Annotated in this window: 14 protein-coding genes; 3 read left to right on the top strand and 11 right to left on the bottom strand. The window is 69.7% G+C overall.

Going from position 1 to position 14,866, the window contains the following annotated elements; translation table 11 throughout:
* Positions 1 to 68: 68 nt before the first annotated feature.
* The 6 genes from hypF to edd form a co-directional block, all read right to left on the bottom strand.
* On the bottom strand, positions 69 to 2,297 hold the full coding sequence (gene hypF / locus AC2IR1_RS14425; protein ID WP_486472666.1) for a carbamoyltransferase HypF: 2,229 nt from the start codon (positions 2,295 to 2,297) through the stop codon (positions 69 to 71).
* On the bottom strand, positions 2,297 to 3,727 hold the full coding sequence (locus AC2IR1_RS14420) for a nickel-dependent hydrogenase large subunit (RefSeq protein ID WP_486472665.1): 1,431 nt from the start codon (positions 3,725 to 3,727) through the stop codon (positions 2,297 to 2,299). The genes hypF and AC2IR1_RS14420 overlap by 1 nt, the downstream gene beginning before the upstream one ends.
* Complete coding sequence (locus tag AC2IR1_RS14415; RefSeq protein ID WP_486472664.1) at positions 3,724 to 4,719, bottom strand: NADH-quinone oxidoreductase subunit B family protein; 996 nt, start codon at positions 4,717 to 4,719, stop codon at positions 3,724 to 3,726. The genes AC2IR1_RS14420 and AC2IR1_RS14415 overlap by 4 nt, the downstream gene beginning before the upstream one ends.
* Positions 4,716 to 6,056: a sensor histidine kinase gene (locus AC2IR1_RS14410; protein ID WP_486472663.1), complete on the bottom strand. Its 1,341-nt coding sequence runs from the start codon at positions 6,054 to 6,056 to the stop codon at positions 4,716 to 4,718. Before AC2IR1_RS14410 ends, AC2IR1_RS14415 begins: the two co-directional genes overlap by 4 nt.
* 320 nt (positions 6,057 to 6,376) lie before the next feature.
* Positions 6,377 to 7,021, bottom strand: coding sequence for a bifunctional 4-hydroxy-2-oxoglutarate aldolase/2-dehydro-3-deoxy-phosphogluconate aldolase (gene eda / locus AC2IR1_RS14405; RefSeq protein ID WP_486472662.1), 645 nt, complete (start codon positions 7,019 to 7,021; stop codon positions 6,377 to 6,379).
* 10 nt (positions 7,022 to 7,031) lie between these two features.
* Positions 7,032 to 8,834, bottom strand: a complete 1,803-nt coding sequence (edd, locus tag AC2IR1_RS14400) for a phosphogluconate dehydratase (protein WP_486472661.1) — start codon at positions 8,832 to 8,834, stop codon at positions 7,032 to 7,034.
* A 287-nt stretch (positions 8,835 to 9,121) separates the two neighbouring features.
* Here edd and AC2IR1_RS14395 point away from each other — a divergent pair, with 287 nt between their 5' ends.
* The 3 genes from AC2IR1_RS14395 to AC2IR1_RS14385 all read left to right on the top strand — a co-directional run bounded on the left by AC2IR1_RS14395 (position 9,122) and on the right by AC2IR1_RS14385 (position 11,230).
* Positions 9,122 to 9,376 (top strand): hypothetical protein, encoded by a 255-nt coding sequence (locus AC2IR1_RS14395; RefSeq protein ID WP_486472660.1) that lies wholly within the window; start codon positions 9,122 to 9,124, stop codon positions 9,374 to 9,376.
* A gap of 94 nt (positions 9,377 to 9,470) precedes the next feature.
* The gene (locus AC2IR1_RS14390) at positions 9,471 to 10,682 is read left to right on the top strand and encodes an RSP_2647 family RNA methyltransferase (RefSeq protein ID WP_486472659.1); all 1,212 of its coding nucleotides are present in this window, start codon (positions 9,471 to 9,473) and stop codon (positions 10,680 to 10,682) included.
* Positions 10,679 to 11,230, top strand: a complete 552-nt coding sequence (locus tag AC2IR1_RS14385) for an RSP_2648 family PIN domain-containing protein (RefSeq protein WP_486472658.1) — start codon at positions 10,679 to 10,681, stop codon at positions 11,228 to 11,230. The genes AC2IR1_RS14390 and AC2IR1_RS14385 overlap by 4 nt, the downstream gene beginning before the upstream one ends.
* A 206-nt stretch (positions 11,231 to 11,436) precedes the next feature.
* On the opposite strand, the gene AC2IR1_RS14380 is transcribed toward AC2IR1_RS14385, so the two are convergent.
* The 5 genes from AC2IR1_RS14380 to AC2IR1_RS14360 form a co-directional block, all read right to left on the bottom strand.
* Positions 11,437 to 12,438: an LLM class flavin-dependent oxidoreductase gene (locus AC2IR1_RS14380; RefSeq protein ID WP_486472657.1), complete on the bottom strand. Its 1,002-nt coding sequence runs from the start codon at positions 12,436 to 12,438 to the stop codon at positions 11,437 to 11,439.
* 28 nt (positions 12,439 to 12,466) lie between these two features.
* Positions 12,467 to 13,153, bottom strand: coding sequence for a M48 family metalloprotease (locus AC2IR1_RS14375; RefSeq protein WP_486472656.1), 687 nt, complete (start codon positions 13,151 to 13,153; stop codon positions 12,467 to 12,469).
* A 54-nt stretch (positions 13,154 to 13,207) separates the two neighbouring features.
* The gene (locus AC2IR1_RS14370; protein ID WP_486472655.1) at positions 13,208 to 13,855 is read right to left on the bottom strand and encodes a DedA family protein; all 648 of its coding nucleotides are present in this window, start codon (positions 13,853 to 13,855) and stop codon (positions 13,208 to 13,210) included.
* Complete coding sequence (locus AC2IR1_RS14365; RefSeq protein WP_486472654.1) at positions 13,852 to 14,196, bottom strand: hypothetical protein; 345 nt, start codon at positions 14,194 to 14,196, stop codon at positions 13,852 to 13,854. Before AC2IR1_RS14365 ends, AC2IR1_RS14370 begins: the two co-directional genes overlap by 4 nt.
* A 178-nt stretch (positions 14,197 to 14,374) precedes the next feature.
* The gene (locus tag AC2IR1_RS14360) at positions 14,375 to 14,803 is read right to left on the bottom strand and encodes an OsmC family protein (protein ID WP_486472653.1); all 429 of its coding nucleotides are present in this window, start codon (positions 14,801 to 14,803) and stop codon (positions 14,375 to 14,377) included.
* Positions 14,804 to 14,866: the final 63 nt, after the last annotated feature.

Raw genomic sequence — 14,866 nt, 5'->3', positions numbered from 1 at the left:
ACTTCACATTTGATGTATCGCATGTGCGCGTGGCGGAAGAGCGGTTTCCGACTTTTCAAGCGATGCGGTCAGGCGCTTTCCAGTTGCGCCAGCGCGATGAGCGCCTGACCGAGGGCGAGGCTGCCGTCATTGGCGGGGGTGCTGCGGTGCAGCAGCACGGGGGTGTCGCCGAGCGCGCGCAGCGTCTCTGCCAGCAGGCGGGCGTTCTGGAAACAGCCGCCCGAGAGGGCCACCGCGCGGGCCTCCCCGGCGTCCACCAGAGCGCGGGCGCGGGTGGCGAAGGCACGGGCGAGACCGGCGTGGAAGGCGGCGGCACGGGCGGCGTGCGGGGTGCCCGTGTCACGGTCGGCCAGGAGCGCGCGGAAGAGCGGCGCGGGGTCGATCAGGGGGCCGTCGGTGCCGAGGTCGTAGCCCTCGTGCAGGGCGTCCCCGGCCATCGCTTCGAGCCGCATGGCGGCCTCGCCTTCGTAGCTCTGGCCGTCGGGGCAGATCCCGAGGCAGGCGGCAACGGCGTCGAAGAGCCGCCCGGCGGAGGACGACAGCGGGGCGTTCAGGCCCTTTTCGGCGGCCATGCGGGCCATGGCGCGGGGTCGGTCGGGGAAGAGCGCGTCGGCGCGGTCCGAAAGCCCGGCCTGGTCGAGGTGTGCCAGCGCGTTGCGCCAGGGTTCCCGCGCGGCCATGTCGCCCCCGATGAGCGGCGCGGGCGTCAGCCAGGCATGGCGAGTGAAGCCGTCGTAATCGCCCAGCAGAAGCTCTCCGCCCCAGAGCGTGCCGTCGGTCCCGAGCCCGGTGCCGTCGAGGATGATCCCCGCGACCTTTCCGCCGTCGCGGGGCCAGAGAGCTTCGCTGAGGCATGCGGCGAGGTGGGCGTGGTGGTGCTGCACCTCCACCACCGGCAGGCCCTTGGCATGGCCTGTCTCATGCGCGTGCCGGGTGGCGCGGTAGCCGGGGTGGAGGTCGCAGGCCACGACCTCGGGCCGGTGATCGAAGAGCTGCGCATAGTCGCGGTCGGCCTGCAGGAAGGCGTCGAAGGTCAGCGCCTCATCCAGTTCGCCAAGGTGATGGCCCAGCAGGGCCTGGCCGGACTTGACGAGGCAGATCGCGGATTTCATCTGGCCGCCGTAGGCCACGACCTGACGGTCGGGGAAGCCTGCGGGCAGGGGCAGGGTGCCGGGGGTGCGGCCCCGGGCACGGCGCAGGACCATGGGGGGATCGGCGCGTTCGACGCTGTCATCCAGCCTGCGGGCGATTTCGCGGTCATGCATCAGGAAGGCATCGGCGAAGGGCGCCAGCTTGTCGCGCGCCTCGTCATTGCCGATGACCTGCGGTTCGCCCGAGAGATTGCCGGAGGTCATCACCAGCGGGCGTTGCAGCGCATCGCAGAGCAGGTGGTGCAGCGGCGTGTAGGGCAGCATCCAGCCGAGGAGCGACTGGCCGGGGGCGAGGCCGTCGGGCAGGGGTGTGCCGGCCATGGGCAGCAGCACGATGGGGGCGGCGGGATCGGTCAGGCGGGCTTCGGCGGCGGGGCCGACCCGGGCATGGGTCCGCAGGAGCGGGAGCGGCGCCATGAGGGCCAGCGGTTTCGCCGGGCGGTGCTTGCGCGCGCGCAAGTGGGCGATGGCTTCGGGGTTGGTGGCGTCGCAGGCAAGGTGGAAGCCGCCCAGCCCCTTGATCGCCAGGATCTTCCCCTGTTTCAGCAGCGCGGCGGCCCCGGCAATCGGATCGCCGCCTTCGGAGGGTTCCAGCCAGAGGCGCGGGCCGCAGTCGGGGCAGGCGATGGGTTGGGCGTGGAAGCGGCGGTCGGCGGGGTCCTCGTATTCGGCGCGGCAGGCGGGGCACATGTCGAAGGGCGCCATGGTGGTGTTGGCGCGGTCGTAGGGCAGCCGTTCCAGGATCGTGAAACGCGGCCCGCAATGGGTGCAGTTGGTGAAGGCATAGCTCTTGCGGCGGCCCTCGCCCCGGATCTCTGCCAGACAGTCGGGGCAGGTGGCGGCATCGGGGGTGACGCGGGTGCGGGCCCCTGTGGGACCGGAGGCGCGGATCTCGAACGGGCCGGTGGGGGCGGTCTGCGCGGCGGAGACCTCCACCGCGTCGATGCGGGAGAGCGGGGGGGCGCTGTCGCGGAGACGGGTGGCGAAGGTTTCGGCGCCGGGACCCACGATTTCCAGCAGCACGCCTTCGGCGTCGTTCAGCACCCAGCCCGAAAGGCCCATGGCCTGCGCCAGTTGCCAGACATGGGGGCGGAAGCCCACGCCCTGCACCTGTCCGCGCACGCGGATGCGGAAGGCCGGGCCCATCAGTGCACCGTGCAGACCATGCAGGGGTCGAAGCTGCGGACGATGTGCTGGACGGTGAGCGGCGTATCCTCGGCCTCGCCCACCTCGGCGCCGACCAGCGCGGCCTCGACCGGGCCCGGGGTGCCCGTGGCGTCGCGGGGGGAGAAGTTCCAGGTGGTGGGCGCGATGATCTGGTAGGAGGCGATGCGGCCGCCCTCGATCCGGAGCCAGTGGCCCAGCGTGCCGCGCGCGGCCTCCACCAGCCCCACGCCGCTGCCGTCGCGGGGCGGCACGGGGGCGGACATGAAGCGGGCGCCGGGATCCAGCGCTTCGGCCCAGGTTTCCAGCAGCATCTGCAGGCGGGCGATTTCCAGCAGGCGCCCGGCGATGCGGGCGCGCACGCTGGCCTCGGCGGCGAGCGAGAGGGCCAGCGGGTGGCCATCGACGACCTGCCGGGCGAGCGCGCCGACCTCGACCGTGCGGCCCGCGAGGCGCGGCGCCTTGCACCAGCTGTAGGCGGGATCGGCCATGTCCTCATCCGGTTCGGTGATCCCTGCGGAGGGGTGGGCGGCGTCACCCAGCATCCAGGCGTGGGAGAGGTCTTCGGTGATCTGCGCGGGGTCGAAATCGGCCACGCGGCCCGCCTCCCAAAGGCCGGATTTCATCGCGCGACCTTCGGCCAGCGGGTAGGCGCCGCAGGAGAGGTAGCGGGCGGGGCCGGTGCCGATCCGTGACAGGCCGAGGTCATGTGAGATGCGCTGGAAGAGGCCCGCGTCGCCGGTATCCCAGGCGGAGAGCTGATCCGGGGTGGCGAGGGATGCGAAGGCTTCGAGCGGCGCGCCGAAGAGGGTCTCTTCGAGGTAGCGGCGGAAGCTGCGCAGCACGGTGCGGATGCGGATGCGGTCGCGGGCATCGGGGGCGCGGGTGACGCCGCCGGGCTGGATGGCAAGGGTATGGGGCCACTTGCCGCCCAGAAGTCCGACGATGTGGAAGAGCTGCGCGCGGGCCTCTGCCGCGCGGCGCACGGCGCTGCCCTGCTGCGCGGTGAACCGTGCCACGGCCTGATCGTGCCAGCTGCGGCCCGCATAGGCGGGGCGGGCGAAATCGGGCATGAAGAAGAGGTTGAAGTGGGTGATGTGGTCGGCCAGGTTTTCCACCCCGTGCAGGATCGCGGCGGCCAGCGCGCCCTGCGGCGGCATCTGCGCGCCGGTGGCCTGGGCCAGGGCAAAGGCCGCTGCCGCCGACTGGCTGACGGAGCAGATGCCGCAGATGCGCGGCGTGATCGTCAGCGCGTCGCGGGGATCCTTGCCCACCAGCAGCATTTCAAACCCACGGAAGAGGGGCGAATTGGCGCGGGCGGCGGCGACATGACCGTCGCGGATGTCGAGGCTGATTTCCAGGTCGCCCTCGACCCGGTTGAAGGGCCCGACGAGCAGTTGTCTTTCGGTCACTTGCGCTTGCCTCCCGGGGTGCCCGGCGGGATGCGCAGCCGGTCGGAGTGGGCGTTTGTCTCGACGCGTTTCGGCGTGGCGGCCTTGGACAGCGAGGCGAGCGCCATGAACCAGGCCTTGGGCATGTCCGAGGGCAGGCCGATAGGAATGCCCGCAATGTTCGGCGTCTCGGTGAAGGGGTGCCGGGGTTCCTCGAACTCGGGCGCGGTGCAGTTGATGCAGGGATAGTTGCCCGAGGTGCAGGAGCCCGACCCGTTCCAGGGCCGGATGTTGCAATCGCCATGGGCCTGGGTGCCGACGCAGCCCAGGTGCTCCATCATGCAGCCGATCTCCGACAGCTCCCGCGCCGAGGCCTTGTACTCGTAGAACTCGTTCTTGGTGCAGCCGTGGTGCACCAGGTGGTCGGCGTAGAAGCGCGGGCGGCCGAGCGGGTCCAGATCGGCTTCGCCCAGCTTGTCCTCGGCCAGCAGGAGCAGGGTTTCGGTGACCCAGCCGGGATGAGTCGGGCAGCCGGCGATGTTGATCACGGGGCGGCCGGAGCGGGCGCGGAACCCGTCGTCGAGCGCGCCGCCCTTGAGCTTTCCGTCGAAGGCCAGGCCCATGGCCCCCGCCGGGTTGCCGCCCGCGGAGGTGACGCCGCCGAAGGCCGCGCAGGTGCCGACGGCGATGACGTCGCGGGCAAGCGGCGCGAGGCTGCGCACCCAGTCGAGCATCGAGCGCCCGGTGCCCGCGAGGATGTGGAAGCGTCCGGTGCCCTTCGGCCCGGTGACGATGGAGCCCTCGATGCAGAGCGCGTCGAGGGGAATCTCCCCGGCCTCGATGCGGGAGAGCAGGCGGCGCACCTCTGCCCCGGTCTCGATCGAGACGGAGGGGTGCCAGAGCAGGTCGATGCCCGCGTCGGAAAAGAGGTCGAAGAGGTTCGGATCCTCGGCGCAGAGCAGCGACATGGTGCAGCCGCCGCAGCCCGCCGATTGCAGCCAGAGCAGATTCATCGGGTGGGGGCTCCGTCAGGTTGGGAGAGGGCCGGTTGGGAGAGGGGGAGGGAGAGGCGGAAGCAGGCGCCGTGGTCTGTCGGGCAAAGGGTCAGGGTGCCGCCGTGTTCTTCGGCAATCTTGTTGCAGATCGACAGGCCGAGGCCGGTGCCCTGGCCCACGGGCTTGGTGGTGAAGAAGGGGTCGAAGATCGCCACCCGGTCTTCCGCCGCGACGCCGGGGCCATTGTCGGTGACGGTGAGGATGGCGCGGTCCTTCTCGCGGGAGATGTCGATGGTGACGGCGGCGTCCTCCTGCCCGCGCTGCGCGTCCATGGCGTTCTGGATCAGGTTCATGACGATCTGCTGGACATGGCCGGTGGTGCCGGTGACGATGAGGCTGTCGAGGCCGGTGAACTGCGGCACGATGCCGGATTTCGAACCGCGTTCGATCCAGTGGGCGGCGATCCGGGCGGTTTCCACGAGGTCGAAGGGGGCGCGGGTATCGCTGCCGTCGGCGGAGAGCCGGCGCAGGTCGGCCACGATGTCGCGCACCCGCTCGGCCCCGTCGCGGGCGCCGTGGATCGCCTCCCTCAGGTTCTTCAGGTTGCGGCCCAGCTTGAGCTCCTCGCGGAGCGCGATCAGCTCGTCCCGCTCGGCCCCGGCCTGAACCCGTTCGAAGTAGGTCTCGAACCGGCCGAGATATTTTTCCAGCGCATGGGCATTGGCGTAGACGAAGCTGATGGGGTTGTTCAGTTCATGCGCGACACCGGCGAGGAGGCGGCCGAGAGAGGCCAGTTTCTCGTTCCGGACCAGCTGCAGCTGCGCTTCCTTCAGCTGCCGGTGGCTGCGTTCAAGTTCCGAATAGGCCTGGCGCAGCTCGCCCAGGGGGCGGCCGACGAGGACGGCGCCCATGACGCGGCCCCGGTCGTTGATACGGGCCGAGAGGGCGATTTCGAAGGGCGCGGGGCCATCGGTGGTGACGATCTCCGCCTCGAACTGGGCGGGGGCGCGGGACAGGCGCAGCCCCTGCAGGGCGGTGTCGAGCTGCGCCGCGCCCGCTTCCGTCAGGAGCTCCCCCACGGGCCGGCCCGCCAGCGCCTCGGGGCGGCAGCCGGTGGCGGTGGCGAGGGAGGCCGAGACCTCCTCCATCGTGCCCTCGCGGTCGAGCACGGCCATGACCTCCGTCACGGAGCCGAGGATGGAGGCGATGAAGCGGCGCAGGTCCTGCAGTTCGGCGTTCTGCCGTTCCAGCTGCTCCTGGTGGGCGACGAGCTCTGCATAGGAGCGGTCCACCGCCTCGAGCACATTGGCCCAGGCGTCGTCGGTGAAAGCGCTCTTTGGCAGGTCGAGTTCCATGCCGTCCCCGGTGGTGAGATCGGTTAACTCTAGGGGAGGTCGGCCCGGATTGAAATGGGCAGAAGGGGGCTCTGCCCCCGTCTCCGGAGGAGACAGATGGGAAGGGAGGGGGCTCTGCCCCCGTCTCCGTTCCGGAGCCTCCCCCGGAGTATTTCGGGCCAACGAATAGGGGAAGGGCGTCCTTGTTCTATTCGTTGGCCGGAAATACTCCCGCCGGAGGCTTCGCCCGGCACGGGCGAAATCGACATGGATGCGGGGCGCGGACAGACAAGCGGCGCGCCGGGGCGGGCGCGCCGTTTCAAGGTCGTTCGACGCTCGGGTCAGCGCGGCAGGGCGGCTGCTTCGCGGGCCAGTTCCTCGATCGCCTTCCAGTCGCTGGCTTCGACCAGTTTCTGCGGGGCCACCCAGGAGCCGCCGACGCAGAGGATGTTCTTCAGCGACAGGTAGTCCATCGCGTTCTTCATCGAGACGCCGCCGGTGGGGCAGAAGGAGACACCGGGGATCGGCGCGCCAAGGGCCTTGATGGCGGCGGCACCGCCGGCGATTTCGGCCGGGAAGAACTTCTGCACCTCGTAGCCGCGTTCCAGCAGGGCCATGACCTCGGAGGCCGTGGCCGCGCCGGGCAGCATCGGCAGGTCGGCTTCCTCGGCCGCCGTCAGCACCTTGGCGGTGGAGCCGGGGGAGACGCCGAACTTGGCGCCCGCTTCGATGACCTGGGTCACGTGCTGGGGCGTCAGGATGGAGCCTGCGCCTACCACGCCGCCTTCGACCTTGGCCATTTCGCGGATGACGTCGAGCGCCACGGGCGTGCGCAGGGTCACTTCTAGCGCGGGCAGGCCGCCGGCCACCAGTGCTTCGGCCAGCGGGCGGGCGTGGGCTACGTCATGGACGACCAGCACGGGCACGACGGGGGCGAGTTCACAGATCTTGCGCGCCTCGACGGAGGCGAGTTCCGGGGTCAGCATGTCTATCTCCTCAGACGACGTTGGAGGCGCCTTCGCGGGCGGGCGAGGCGTTCTGACGGAAGGTTTCAAAGAGTTCGCGGCCGATGCCGAAGCTGTTGGCCGAAAGATCCGGTGCCGCCGGCGTGCGCGAGGCGAGATCGGCGTCGCAGGTGATGGTGCCGTTGACCGCATCCAGCTTCACCACGTCGCCGTCCTGCAGCCGGGCGATCCAGCCGCCGTCGGCGGCTTCGGGCGACAGGTGGATGGCGGCGGGGACCTTGCCGGAGGCCCCCGACATCCGGCCATCGGTCAGCAGGGCGACCTTCAGCCCGCGGTCCTGCAGCACCGACAGCGTCGGCGTCAGGGAGTGCAGTTCGGGCATGCCATTGGCGCGGGGGCCCTGGAAGCGCACCACGACGATGGTGTCGGAGGTGAATTCGCCCTTCTTGAAGGCTTCCTTCACGTCGTTCTGGTCATGGAAGATGCGCACCGGGGCCTCGATCACGTGGCGTTCGGGGGCCACGGCGGAGACCTTCATGATGGCCGTGCCCAGCTCGCCCGTCAGGGATTTCAGCCCGCCGGTGGCCTGGAAGGGATCGGAGGCGGGGCGGACGATCTTGTCGTTCTCGGACTTGCGCGCGCCTTCGGACCAGGTGAGCCGGCCGTCGATCAGCTGCGGCTCCTTGGTGTAGAGTTCCAGCCCGTCCCCGGCGACGGTCTTGGTATCGTCGTGCAGCAGGCCGTCATTCAGCAATTGGTCGATCAGGTAGCCCAGGCCGCCGGCGGCGTGGAAGTGGTTCACGTCGGCCAGGCCGTTGGGATAGACCTTGGCCAGCAGCGGCGTGACGGCGGAGATCGCGTCGAAATCTTCGGGATCCAGGATGATGCCGGCGGCACGCGCCATGGCAGGCATGTGCAGCACCAGGTTGGTGGAGCCGCCGGTGGCCATCAGCCCGACGATGCCGTTGACGAAGGCCTTTTCGTCCAGGACCTCGCCCGCGGGGCGGAAGTCGTTGCCGAGCGCAGTGATTTCCAGCGCGCGTTCGGTGCCTGCCACGGTGAGCGCGTCACGCAGCGGCGTGTTCGGGTTGACGAAGGAGGCGCCGGGCATGTGAAGCCCCATGAACTCCATCAGCATCTGGTTGGAATTCGCAGTGCCGTAGAAGGTACAGGTGCCGGGGGAGTGGTAGGAGGCCATTTCCGCCTCCATCAACTTGTCCCGGCCCACTTCGCCCGCCGCGAACTGCTGGCGGACCTTGGCCTTCTGATCGTTGGGCAGGCCCGAGGGCATGGGGCCCGCAGGCAGGAAGACCGCCGGGATGTGCCCGAAGGTGGCCGCCGCCATGACGAGGCCCGGGACGATCTTGTCGCAGACGCCGAGGTAGAGAGAGGTGTCGAAGCAATTGTGCGAGAGCGCGATGCCCGCCGCCATGGCGATCACGTCGCGGGAGAAGAGCGAGAGTTCCATCCCCGGCTGGCCCTGGGTGACGCCGTCGCACATGGCGGGCACGCCGCCTGCGACCTGCGCCGTGGCGCCCTGCTTGCGGGCGGCTTCACGGATGAGGTCGGGGAAGCGTTCGAAGGGCTGGTGGGCCGAAAGCATGTCGTTGTAGGCGGTGACGATGCCGATGTTGGGCGCCCGGCCAGTGGCCAGCGCTTCCTGGTCGAGGGGCACGCCGGCATAGGCGTGGGCCTGGTTGCCGCAGGTCAGGTGGGCGCGCACGGGGCCCGCATCCGCCGCCTTGCCGATCCGATCGAGGTAGGTCTCCCGCCGATCGCGGGAACGTTCGATGATGCGATCGGTCACATCGGCGATGGTCTGATTCAGGGACATGGCTGGGGTCTCCGCTTTGGCGTCGTCCGCACAGGCACCCGGAATGGGGTGCGCGAGTCGAATGGGGAATCTCACTGGCACTTTAGCGCTAACGGGCCGGGATTCCAGCCCGGTTGCGCCGCCACGGGTAAAACAGCAGCTCGTAGCGCGCCGTGAAAGACGGCGGGAAATCTACGGGCCTGTACACATCTCCTTGGGCTTGCCGTCAGCTTGCCGCATTTCAGCCTGCTTTCCCATGCAAAAGCGTAGTTGCAAGAAGCACGGGCACAGAAGTGCCGGAGGGTAGAATGACTTATCGGATCGTGAGCCGCAGTGTGGCCCCGCAGGGCACGACTGCCAAGCCCCTTCCGCGCGGGGTCCGGAGCGGGCCTCGGCTGCAGGGGGCGCGGTGGCGCTGCATCCAGCCGCTGGAGCTGGAGGTGATCCGCGATCCGCTGACCGGACAGGAATGGCTGATGATGCCGATGTTCCGCGCCCGGGAAGAGCTGCAATGGCCGGCGGCAGAGGTCCTGGCCTTCCCCGGGCTTCAAGACGAGATTTGACGAATTCGCGCGGGCCACTGCCCTGCGCGTCCACAGGCGACATTCTGTCGTTCCCGACTTCCCCAATTCAGGGAAGACCTATAGGAGGGTGGCCATGCAGCCATCCTCCTCTTTTCCGTCTATTCGCCTGAAACCCAAGTCCGATGCCCGGAAGATCCGGCATGGGTTCCCCTGGGTCTACGACAACGAGCTTGTCACCGACCGGCGCACCAAGGCGCTGGCGCCGGGGAGCATTGCCCTGCTGGAGGATGCCGAGCGGCAGCCGCTGGCGCTGGTGGCGGTGAACCCGGCCAGCCGGATCTTCGCCCGGGTACTGGACCGCGCCGATGCCGCCCTGCCCGAAGGCGGGCCGGACAAGGCCTGGTTCGCCGCAAGGCTGACCCGCGCCCTGCGGATGCGCGAGGTGTTGTTCGATGCGCCCTTCTACCGGCTGATCCATGCCGAGGCCGATGGCCTGCCGGGCGTGATCATCGACCGCTTCGGCGATACGGCGGTGATCCAGCCGAACGCGGCCTGGGCCGATACGCGGATCGAGGCGCTGAGCGCCGCGCTGGTGTCGGTCACCGGGGTGCGCAATGTGCTGAAAAGCGCCTCTGGCCGGGCGCGCGGGCTGGAAGGGCTGGACGATGTGTCGGGCGTTCTGGCGGGCACGGCGCCGGATGCGCCGGTGCCGGTGCAGATGAACGGCGCGACTTACATGGCCGACGTCACGGGCGGGCAGAAGACCGGGCTCTTCTACGACCAGCGGCCGAACCATGCCTTCGCGGCGCGGCTGGCCAAGGGTGGTCGAGTGCTTGACGTCTTCAGCCATGTGGGCGGCTTCGGCCTGGCCTGTCTTGCAGGCGGTGCGACCTCTGCCCTGGCAGTCGACGGATCCGCCCCGGCGCTGGAGCTGGCGGCGAAGGGGGCAGGTGCCATGGGCGCGGGCGACCGCTTCGCCACGCGGCAGGGCGATGCCTTCGCCACGCTGGAGGCGCTGGCGGCCGAGGGCGAAAGGTTCGAGGTGATGATCTGCGACCCGCCGGCCTTCGCGCCGAACCGGCAGGCGCTGGATGCGGGTCTGCGCGCCTATGAGCGGGTGGCGAAGCTCGCCGCGCCGCTGGTGGCCGAGGGCGGTTTCCTCGGGCTCTGCTCCTGCTCCCAAGCGGCGGACCTGGCGAAGTTCCGCACCGCCTCGATCCGCGGCATCGGCCGTGCCGGGCGCGATGCGGCGCTGATCCACACCGGCTTTGCCGGGCCGGACCACCCGATGCACCCGCAGCTGGCGGAGAGCGGCTACCTGAAGTCGCTGTTCTTCCGGCTGTGAAGGCGGTCCTTGACGCCTGCGTCCTCTACCCGACGGTGATGCGGGAAATGCTGCTGGGTGCGGCGCGGGCGGGGCTTTACCAGCCCGTCTGGTCCGCCCGGCTGCTGGAGGAATGGGCGCTGACGGGTCGCAAGTTCGGCCCGGAAGTCGAGGCCCAGGCGCGGGGCGAGATCGTCCTGGCGGAGGCCGCCTTCCCGAAGGCCCGGGCCGAGACCCGGCCCGGGATCGAACAGCGCCTCTGGCTGCCCGATCCGAACGACCTGCATGTGCTGGCGCTGGCGGTGTCCAGCTCTGCCGACGTAATCGTCACCGCCAATGCCAAGGATTTTCCCCGCCATATCCTGGCGGAAGAAGGGGTGAGCCGCGCCGATCCCGATGGGCTGCTGCAGGGCTTCACCGAAGCTGCGCCCGATGTCATGGCAGAGATCGGGGCGCGGGTGCTGGCTACCGCGCGGCAGCTCTCCGGCGAGGACTGGACGATGCGGGCACTGATGCGCAAGGCGCGCCTTCCGCGCACCGGCAAGGCGCTGGAGCGGCTGGAGGGCTGAGGTCGGCCTGCGGCCGATGCCTCCGGCGGGAATATTTCCGGCCATCGAATAATCACAGGAAACAGCGCCGTCCCGGGTGCTCCGCCCGGCCGGGCAGGTTGCGCTTCGCTGCCTCCGGGGCGCACGGGCCATGCTCTCTCACCGGGCCGAAAATACTCCGGGGGGAGCGCGGCACGCGCGGGGGGCAGCGCCCCCCTCCCGCCATCTCAGCTGGGCACGGCGCCCAGGGCCTTCAGCTGCTCTGCTGCGATCTCGTAGCTGCGCATGCGCGCGCCGTGATCGTGGATCTGGCCTGCGATGATCACCTCGTCCGGTTCATATTGTTCGAGGAAATCCGCGATCTGGCGGCGGACCATTTCCGGCGTGCCGGTGGCCGAAACGCGGAAGGCGCGTTCGACCTGGGCCAGCAGGGCGGGCGGCACGTGGTCCTCGATCACCTCCACCGGGCGGGGCAGCTTGCCGGGCATGCCGGTGCGCAACCGCGCGAACCCTTGCTGCATCGAGGTCTTGAGGAAGAGCGCCTCTTCCTCTGTCGGCGCCGCGTAGACGTTCATCGCCAGCATGAAATAGGGCTTTTCGAGCCATTCCGACGGGCGGAAGCCGCGCCGGTAGACCTCCACCGCCTGATCCAGCGCATCGGGGGCGAAGTGGGAGGCGAAGGCATAGGGCAGGCCCGCCTGGGCCGCCAGCTGCGCGCCGTAGAGCGAGGAGCCGAGGATCCAGACCGGCACATGGGTGCTTTCGCCCGGCACGGCGTGGAGGGACTGTCCCTCCTGCGGGTCACCGAGATAGGCCAGCAGTTCGCCGACATCGCGGGGGAAGTGATCCTCGGCACCGGCCATGTGGCGGCGCAGGGCGCGGGCGGTGGCCATGTCGGTGCCGGGTGCGCGGCCCAGGCCGAGGTCGATGCGGCCGGGGTAGATCGTGGCGAGCGTGCCGAATTGTTCGGCCACCGTCAGCGGCGAGTGGTTGGGCAGCATGATGCCGCCCGATCCGACGCGGATCCGTTTCGTCTGGCCCGCGATATGGCCGATCATGACGGCCGTGGCCGAGGAGGCGATGCCGGGCATGTTGTGGTGTTCGGCCAGCCAGTGCCGGTGATAGCCCAGCTCTTCGGCGCGTTGTGCGAGCGCCACGGAATTGGCGATGGCGTCGGCGGCGGTGCTGCCCTCGGGGATCGGGGCGAGGTCGAGGAGGGAGTATTTCATGGTCTTCCTTTCTGGGAGCCCGGGGAAGTCAGGCTCCGGTCCAGCGCGCGTCGAGCTTTGCGATGGCGGCGACGCGGGCGTCGGTCTTGGGGTGGCTCATGAGCCAGGCGGGGCGGCCCGCGCCCGTCGAGCCGGTGAGGTGTTCCAGCTTCTGCAGCAGGGAAACCTGCGGGGCGGTGCCGATGCCGGCCTTGGTCAGCAGGGCTGCGGCATAGGCATCGGCCTCGTATTCGTCACTGCGCGAGAGGCGCGCGGCCAGAAGCGACATGGCGGCATTGGCGATCATCGGGCCGAGGCCCGGGATGAAGCGGCCCAGGATGGCGGCCAGACCGACCCGCAGGGCATTCTGACCGGAGAAGTCGATCATCCGGCGGCGGGAGTGGCCGAGGGCAACGTGCCCCAGTTCGTGCGCGATGACCGAGGCCAGTTCCTCTGCCGTGACGCGTCCGGCGCGGTAGGCTTCGAGGAAGCCCCGGGTCAGAAAGATCCGCCCGTCGGGCGCGGCCAGCCCGTTGATCGCCGGAATGTCGTAGAGGTGCACCTTGATCCGCGGCAGGTCGAGCGCCGTGGCCATGCGGGCGGTCAGCTCCCTCAACCCGGGTTCCACCAGTTCGGCGGAGCGTTGGTCGAGCTGGGCCTTCAGCCGCCAGGCCGAGAAGCGCCAGACGACGAGACCGTAGAGCACGGCAAGCAGGATCGGGGTGAACTTCAGCATGGCACCGATATGTGGGCAGGGGAGAGGCGTGGCAAGGTGGTTGGTTGCATCCCGTCACCCGCCCGGGCCGCTGCGGGGCAGGGTGCCGCCATCGTCACGGGCATGCGCCACGCGGGCCTTGCGCAGGGCACGCCGCAGCCAGAGGCCGAAGATGGTCATCAGCACGAGACCGGCGAGCATGCCGGAGAGGTCGGAGGCGAGTTCCGCAACGGTGCCGATGGAGGCGGCGAAGCTGTAGCCCAGGCCGACGTAGGCCAGGACCCAGGTGGCCTCTCCGGTCACGCTGCCGAGGGAGAAGGCGCCGCGCGGCATGCGGGCGGCGCCTGCGGCGAAGTTCACGTAGGGCCCCAGCGGGGACACCAGCCAGCGGGAGAGGAAGACGGCCACGACCCCGCGATTGTCGAGGAAATGGCGCGCGCGGGCCATGGCGTCGCGGGCGGAGGCGCGGTTGGCGAAGCGCGGTTCAAGCTTTTCGAAGGCGGAGCGGGCGATCTGGTAGCCTGCCTGGTCGCCCAGGACGGCCCCGATGAAGGCCGCGATCATGACGCCGGGCAGCGCAAGATCGCCCGAGGCAGCGAAGGCGCCTGCCGTGAGCATCATCACCGAGGTGGGGATGGGCAGGGCGAGGCAGGACAGGAAGGTGCCGATGCCCAGCAATGGCAGCCCCCAGGTGACCAGCGCCGCGACGAACCACTCTGTCACGGGCGCGGCCCCGAGGCGGTTTCGAGCCAGGTGGAAAGGCGGGCGAGCAGGGCGGCTTCGGTCTCGCCGCTGGCGCGGGCGATATCGGCGATGGTGGGCGGCTTGCCCGGGGGACGCTCGGTGATGCCAAGCTGGGCCGCGACCTCTTCGACCGGCAGGTGCCAGGAGTGGGCGATGTAGCCGGGGGTCATCCAGGCCTCGGGCTCCAACCGCTGGTGATCGGCCCAGTAGGCGGCGAAGAGCAGGGTCCGGACCACGAAGAACAGCGTGATGGCCAGCCCGGCGGCGAAACCGGCGGTGGCGAGGGGGTGCTGTTTCCAGAGCTGGCGCAGGGTCGACATTCGGGGCCTCCGCCACCAGAAAACGTGATCCGGCGGCGGAGGTCGAGAGGAAAGCGACGTCCCGGCCTGATGAAACCTGCAGGGGCGGGGCGTTGCGGAGTGCGTGTTTGCACGCACCGTCATCGGGGCAATTGCCGGGCCGCTGCGCGTGGGTGCGCAGGCGACCGGGGTGCGAGTATCAGACCAGCCTGGCTTCCAGCGTGATTTCCGCCGCAGCGAGCAGGCGGGACACGGGGCAGGTTTCCTTGGCGGTTTTCGCCGCTTCCTGGAATTTTGCCGCGTCTGCGCCGGGGATCGCGGCCTCCAGCACCAGGTCGATGCCGGTGATGGAGAAGCCGTCGTCGCCCTTGTCCATCTTCACCGTGGCCTTGGTTTCCAGCTTGTCGGCAACCATGCCTGCCTCTTCCAGCACCTTGGAGAGCGCCATGGTGAAGCAGCCGGCTTGGGCCGCGCCAATCAGTTCTTCGGGGTTGGTGCCCGGTTCGTCGCCGAAGCGCGTGTTGAACCCGTAGGGCTGATCCGACAGCGCGCCGGACTGGGTCGAGATATGGCCGGTGCCCTTGGTGATGGTGCCGGACCAGCGGGCGGAGGCTGTCTTGCGGATCATGGGAAACTCCTTTGCTTCAGTTCATGGAAACAACGGGCCCGACCCGCCGGGAGTTCCTGATCG

This window comes from Pseudooceanicola sp. NS-SX8 (assembly GCF_057380755.1).
The sequence above is the reverse complement of the archived record's forward strand: the minus strand, read 5'-3'. Positions and strand labels throughout refer to the sequence as shown.

Excerpts from the sequence above, each read along its gene's own strand:
- hypF (WP_486472666.1), bottom strand. The coding sequence starts at position 2,297 with ATGGGCCCGGCCTTCCGCATCCGCGTGCGCGGACAGGTGCAGGGCGTG.
- AC2IR1_RS14415 (WP_486472664.1), bottom strand. The coding sequence starts at position 4,719 with ATGAATCTGCTCTGGCTGCAATCGGCGGGCTGCGGCGGCTGCACCATG.
- AC2IR1_RS14410 (WP_486472663.1), bottom strand. The coding sequence starts at position 6,056 with ATGGAACTCGACCTGCCAAAGAGCGCTTTCACCGACGACGCCTGGGCC.
- eda (WP_486472662.1), bottom strand. The coding sequence starts at position 7,021 with ATGCTGACCCCGGAACTCGCCTCCGTCGAGGCGCGCAAGATCTGTGAA.
- edd (WP_486472661.1), bottom strand. The coding sequence starts at position 8,834 with ATGTCCCTGAATCAGACCATCGCCGATGTGACCGATCGCATCATCGAA.
- AC2IR1_RS14395 (WP_486472660.1), top strand. The coding sequence starts at position 9,122 with ATGACTTATCGGATCGTGAGCCGCAGTGTGGCCCCGCAGGGCACGACT.
- AC2IR1_RS14390 (WP_486472659.1), top strand. The coding sequence starts at position 9,471 with ATGCAGCCATCCTCCTCTTTTCCGTCTATTCGCCTGAAACCCAAGTCC.
- AC2IR1_RS14380 (WP_486472657.1), bottom strand. The coding sequence starts at position 12,438 with ATGAAATACTCCCTCCTCGACCTCGCCCCGATCCCCGAGGGCAGCACC.
- AC2IR1_RS14375 (WP_486472656.1), bottom strand. The coding sequence starts at position 13,153 with ATGCTGAAGTTCACCCCGATCCTGCTTGCCGTGCTCTACGGTCTCGTC.
- AC2IR1_RS14365 (WP_486472654.1), bottom strand. The coding sequence starts at position 14,196 with ATGTCGACCCTGCGCCAGCTCTGGAAACAGCACCCCCTCGCCACCGCC.
- AC2IR1_RS14360 (WP_486472653.1), bottom strand. The coding sequence starts at position 14,803 with ATGATCCGCAAGACAGCCTCCGCCCGCTGGTCCGGCACCATCACCAAG.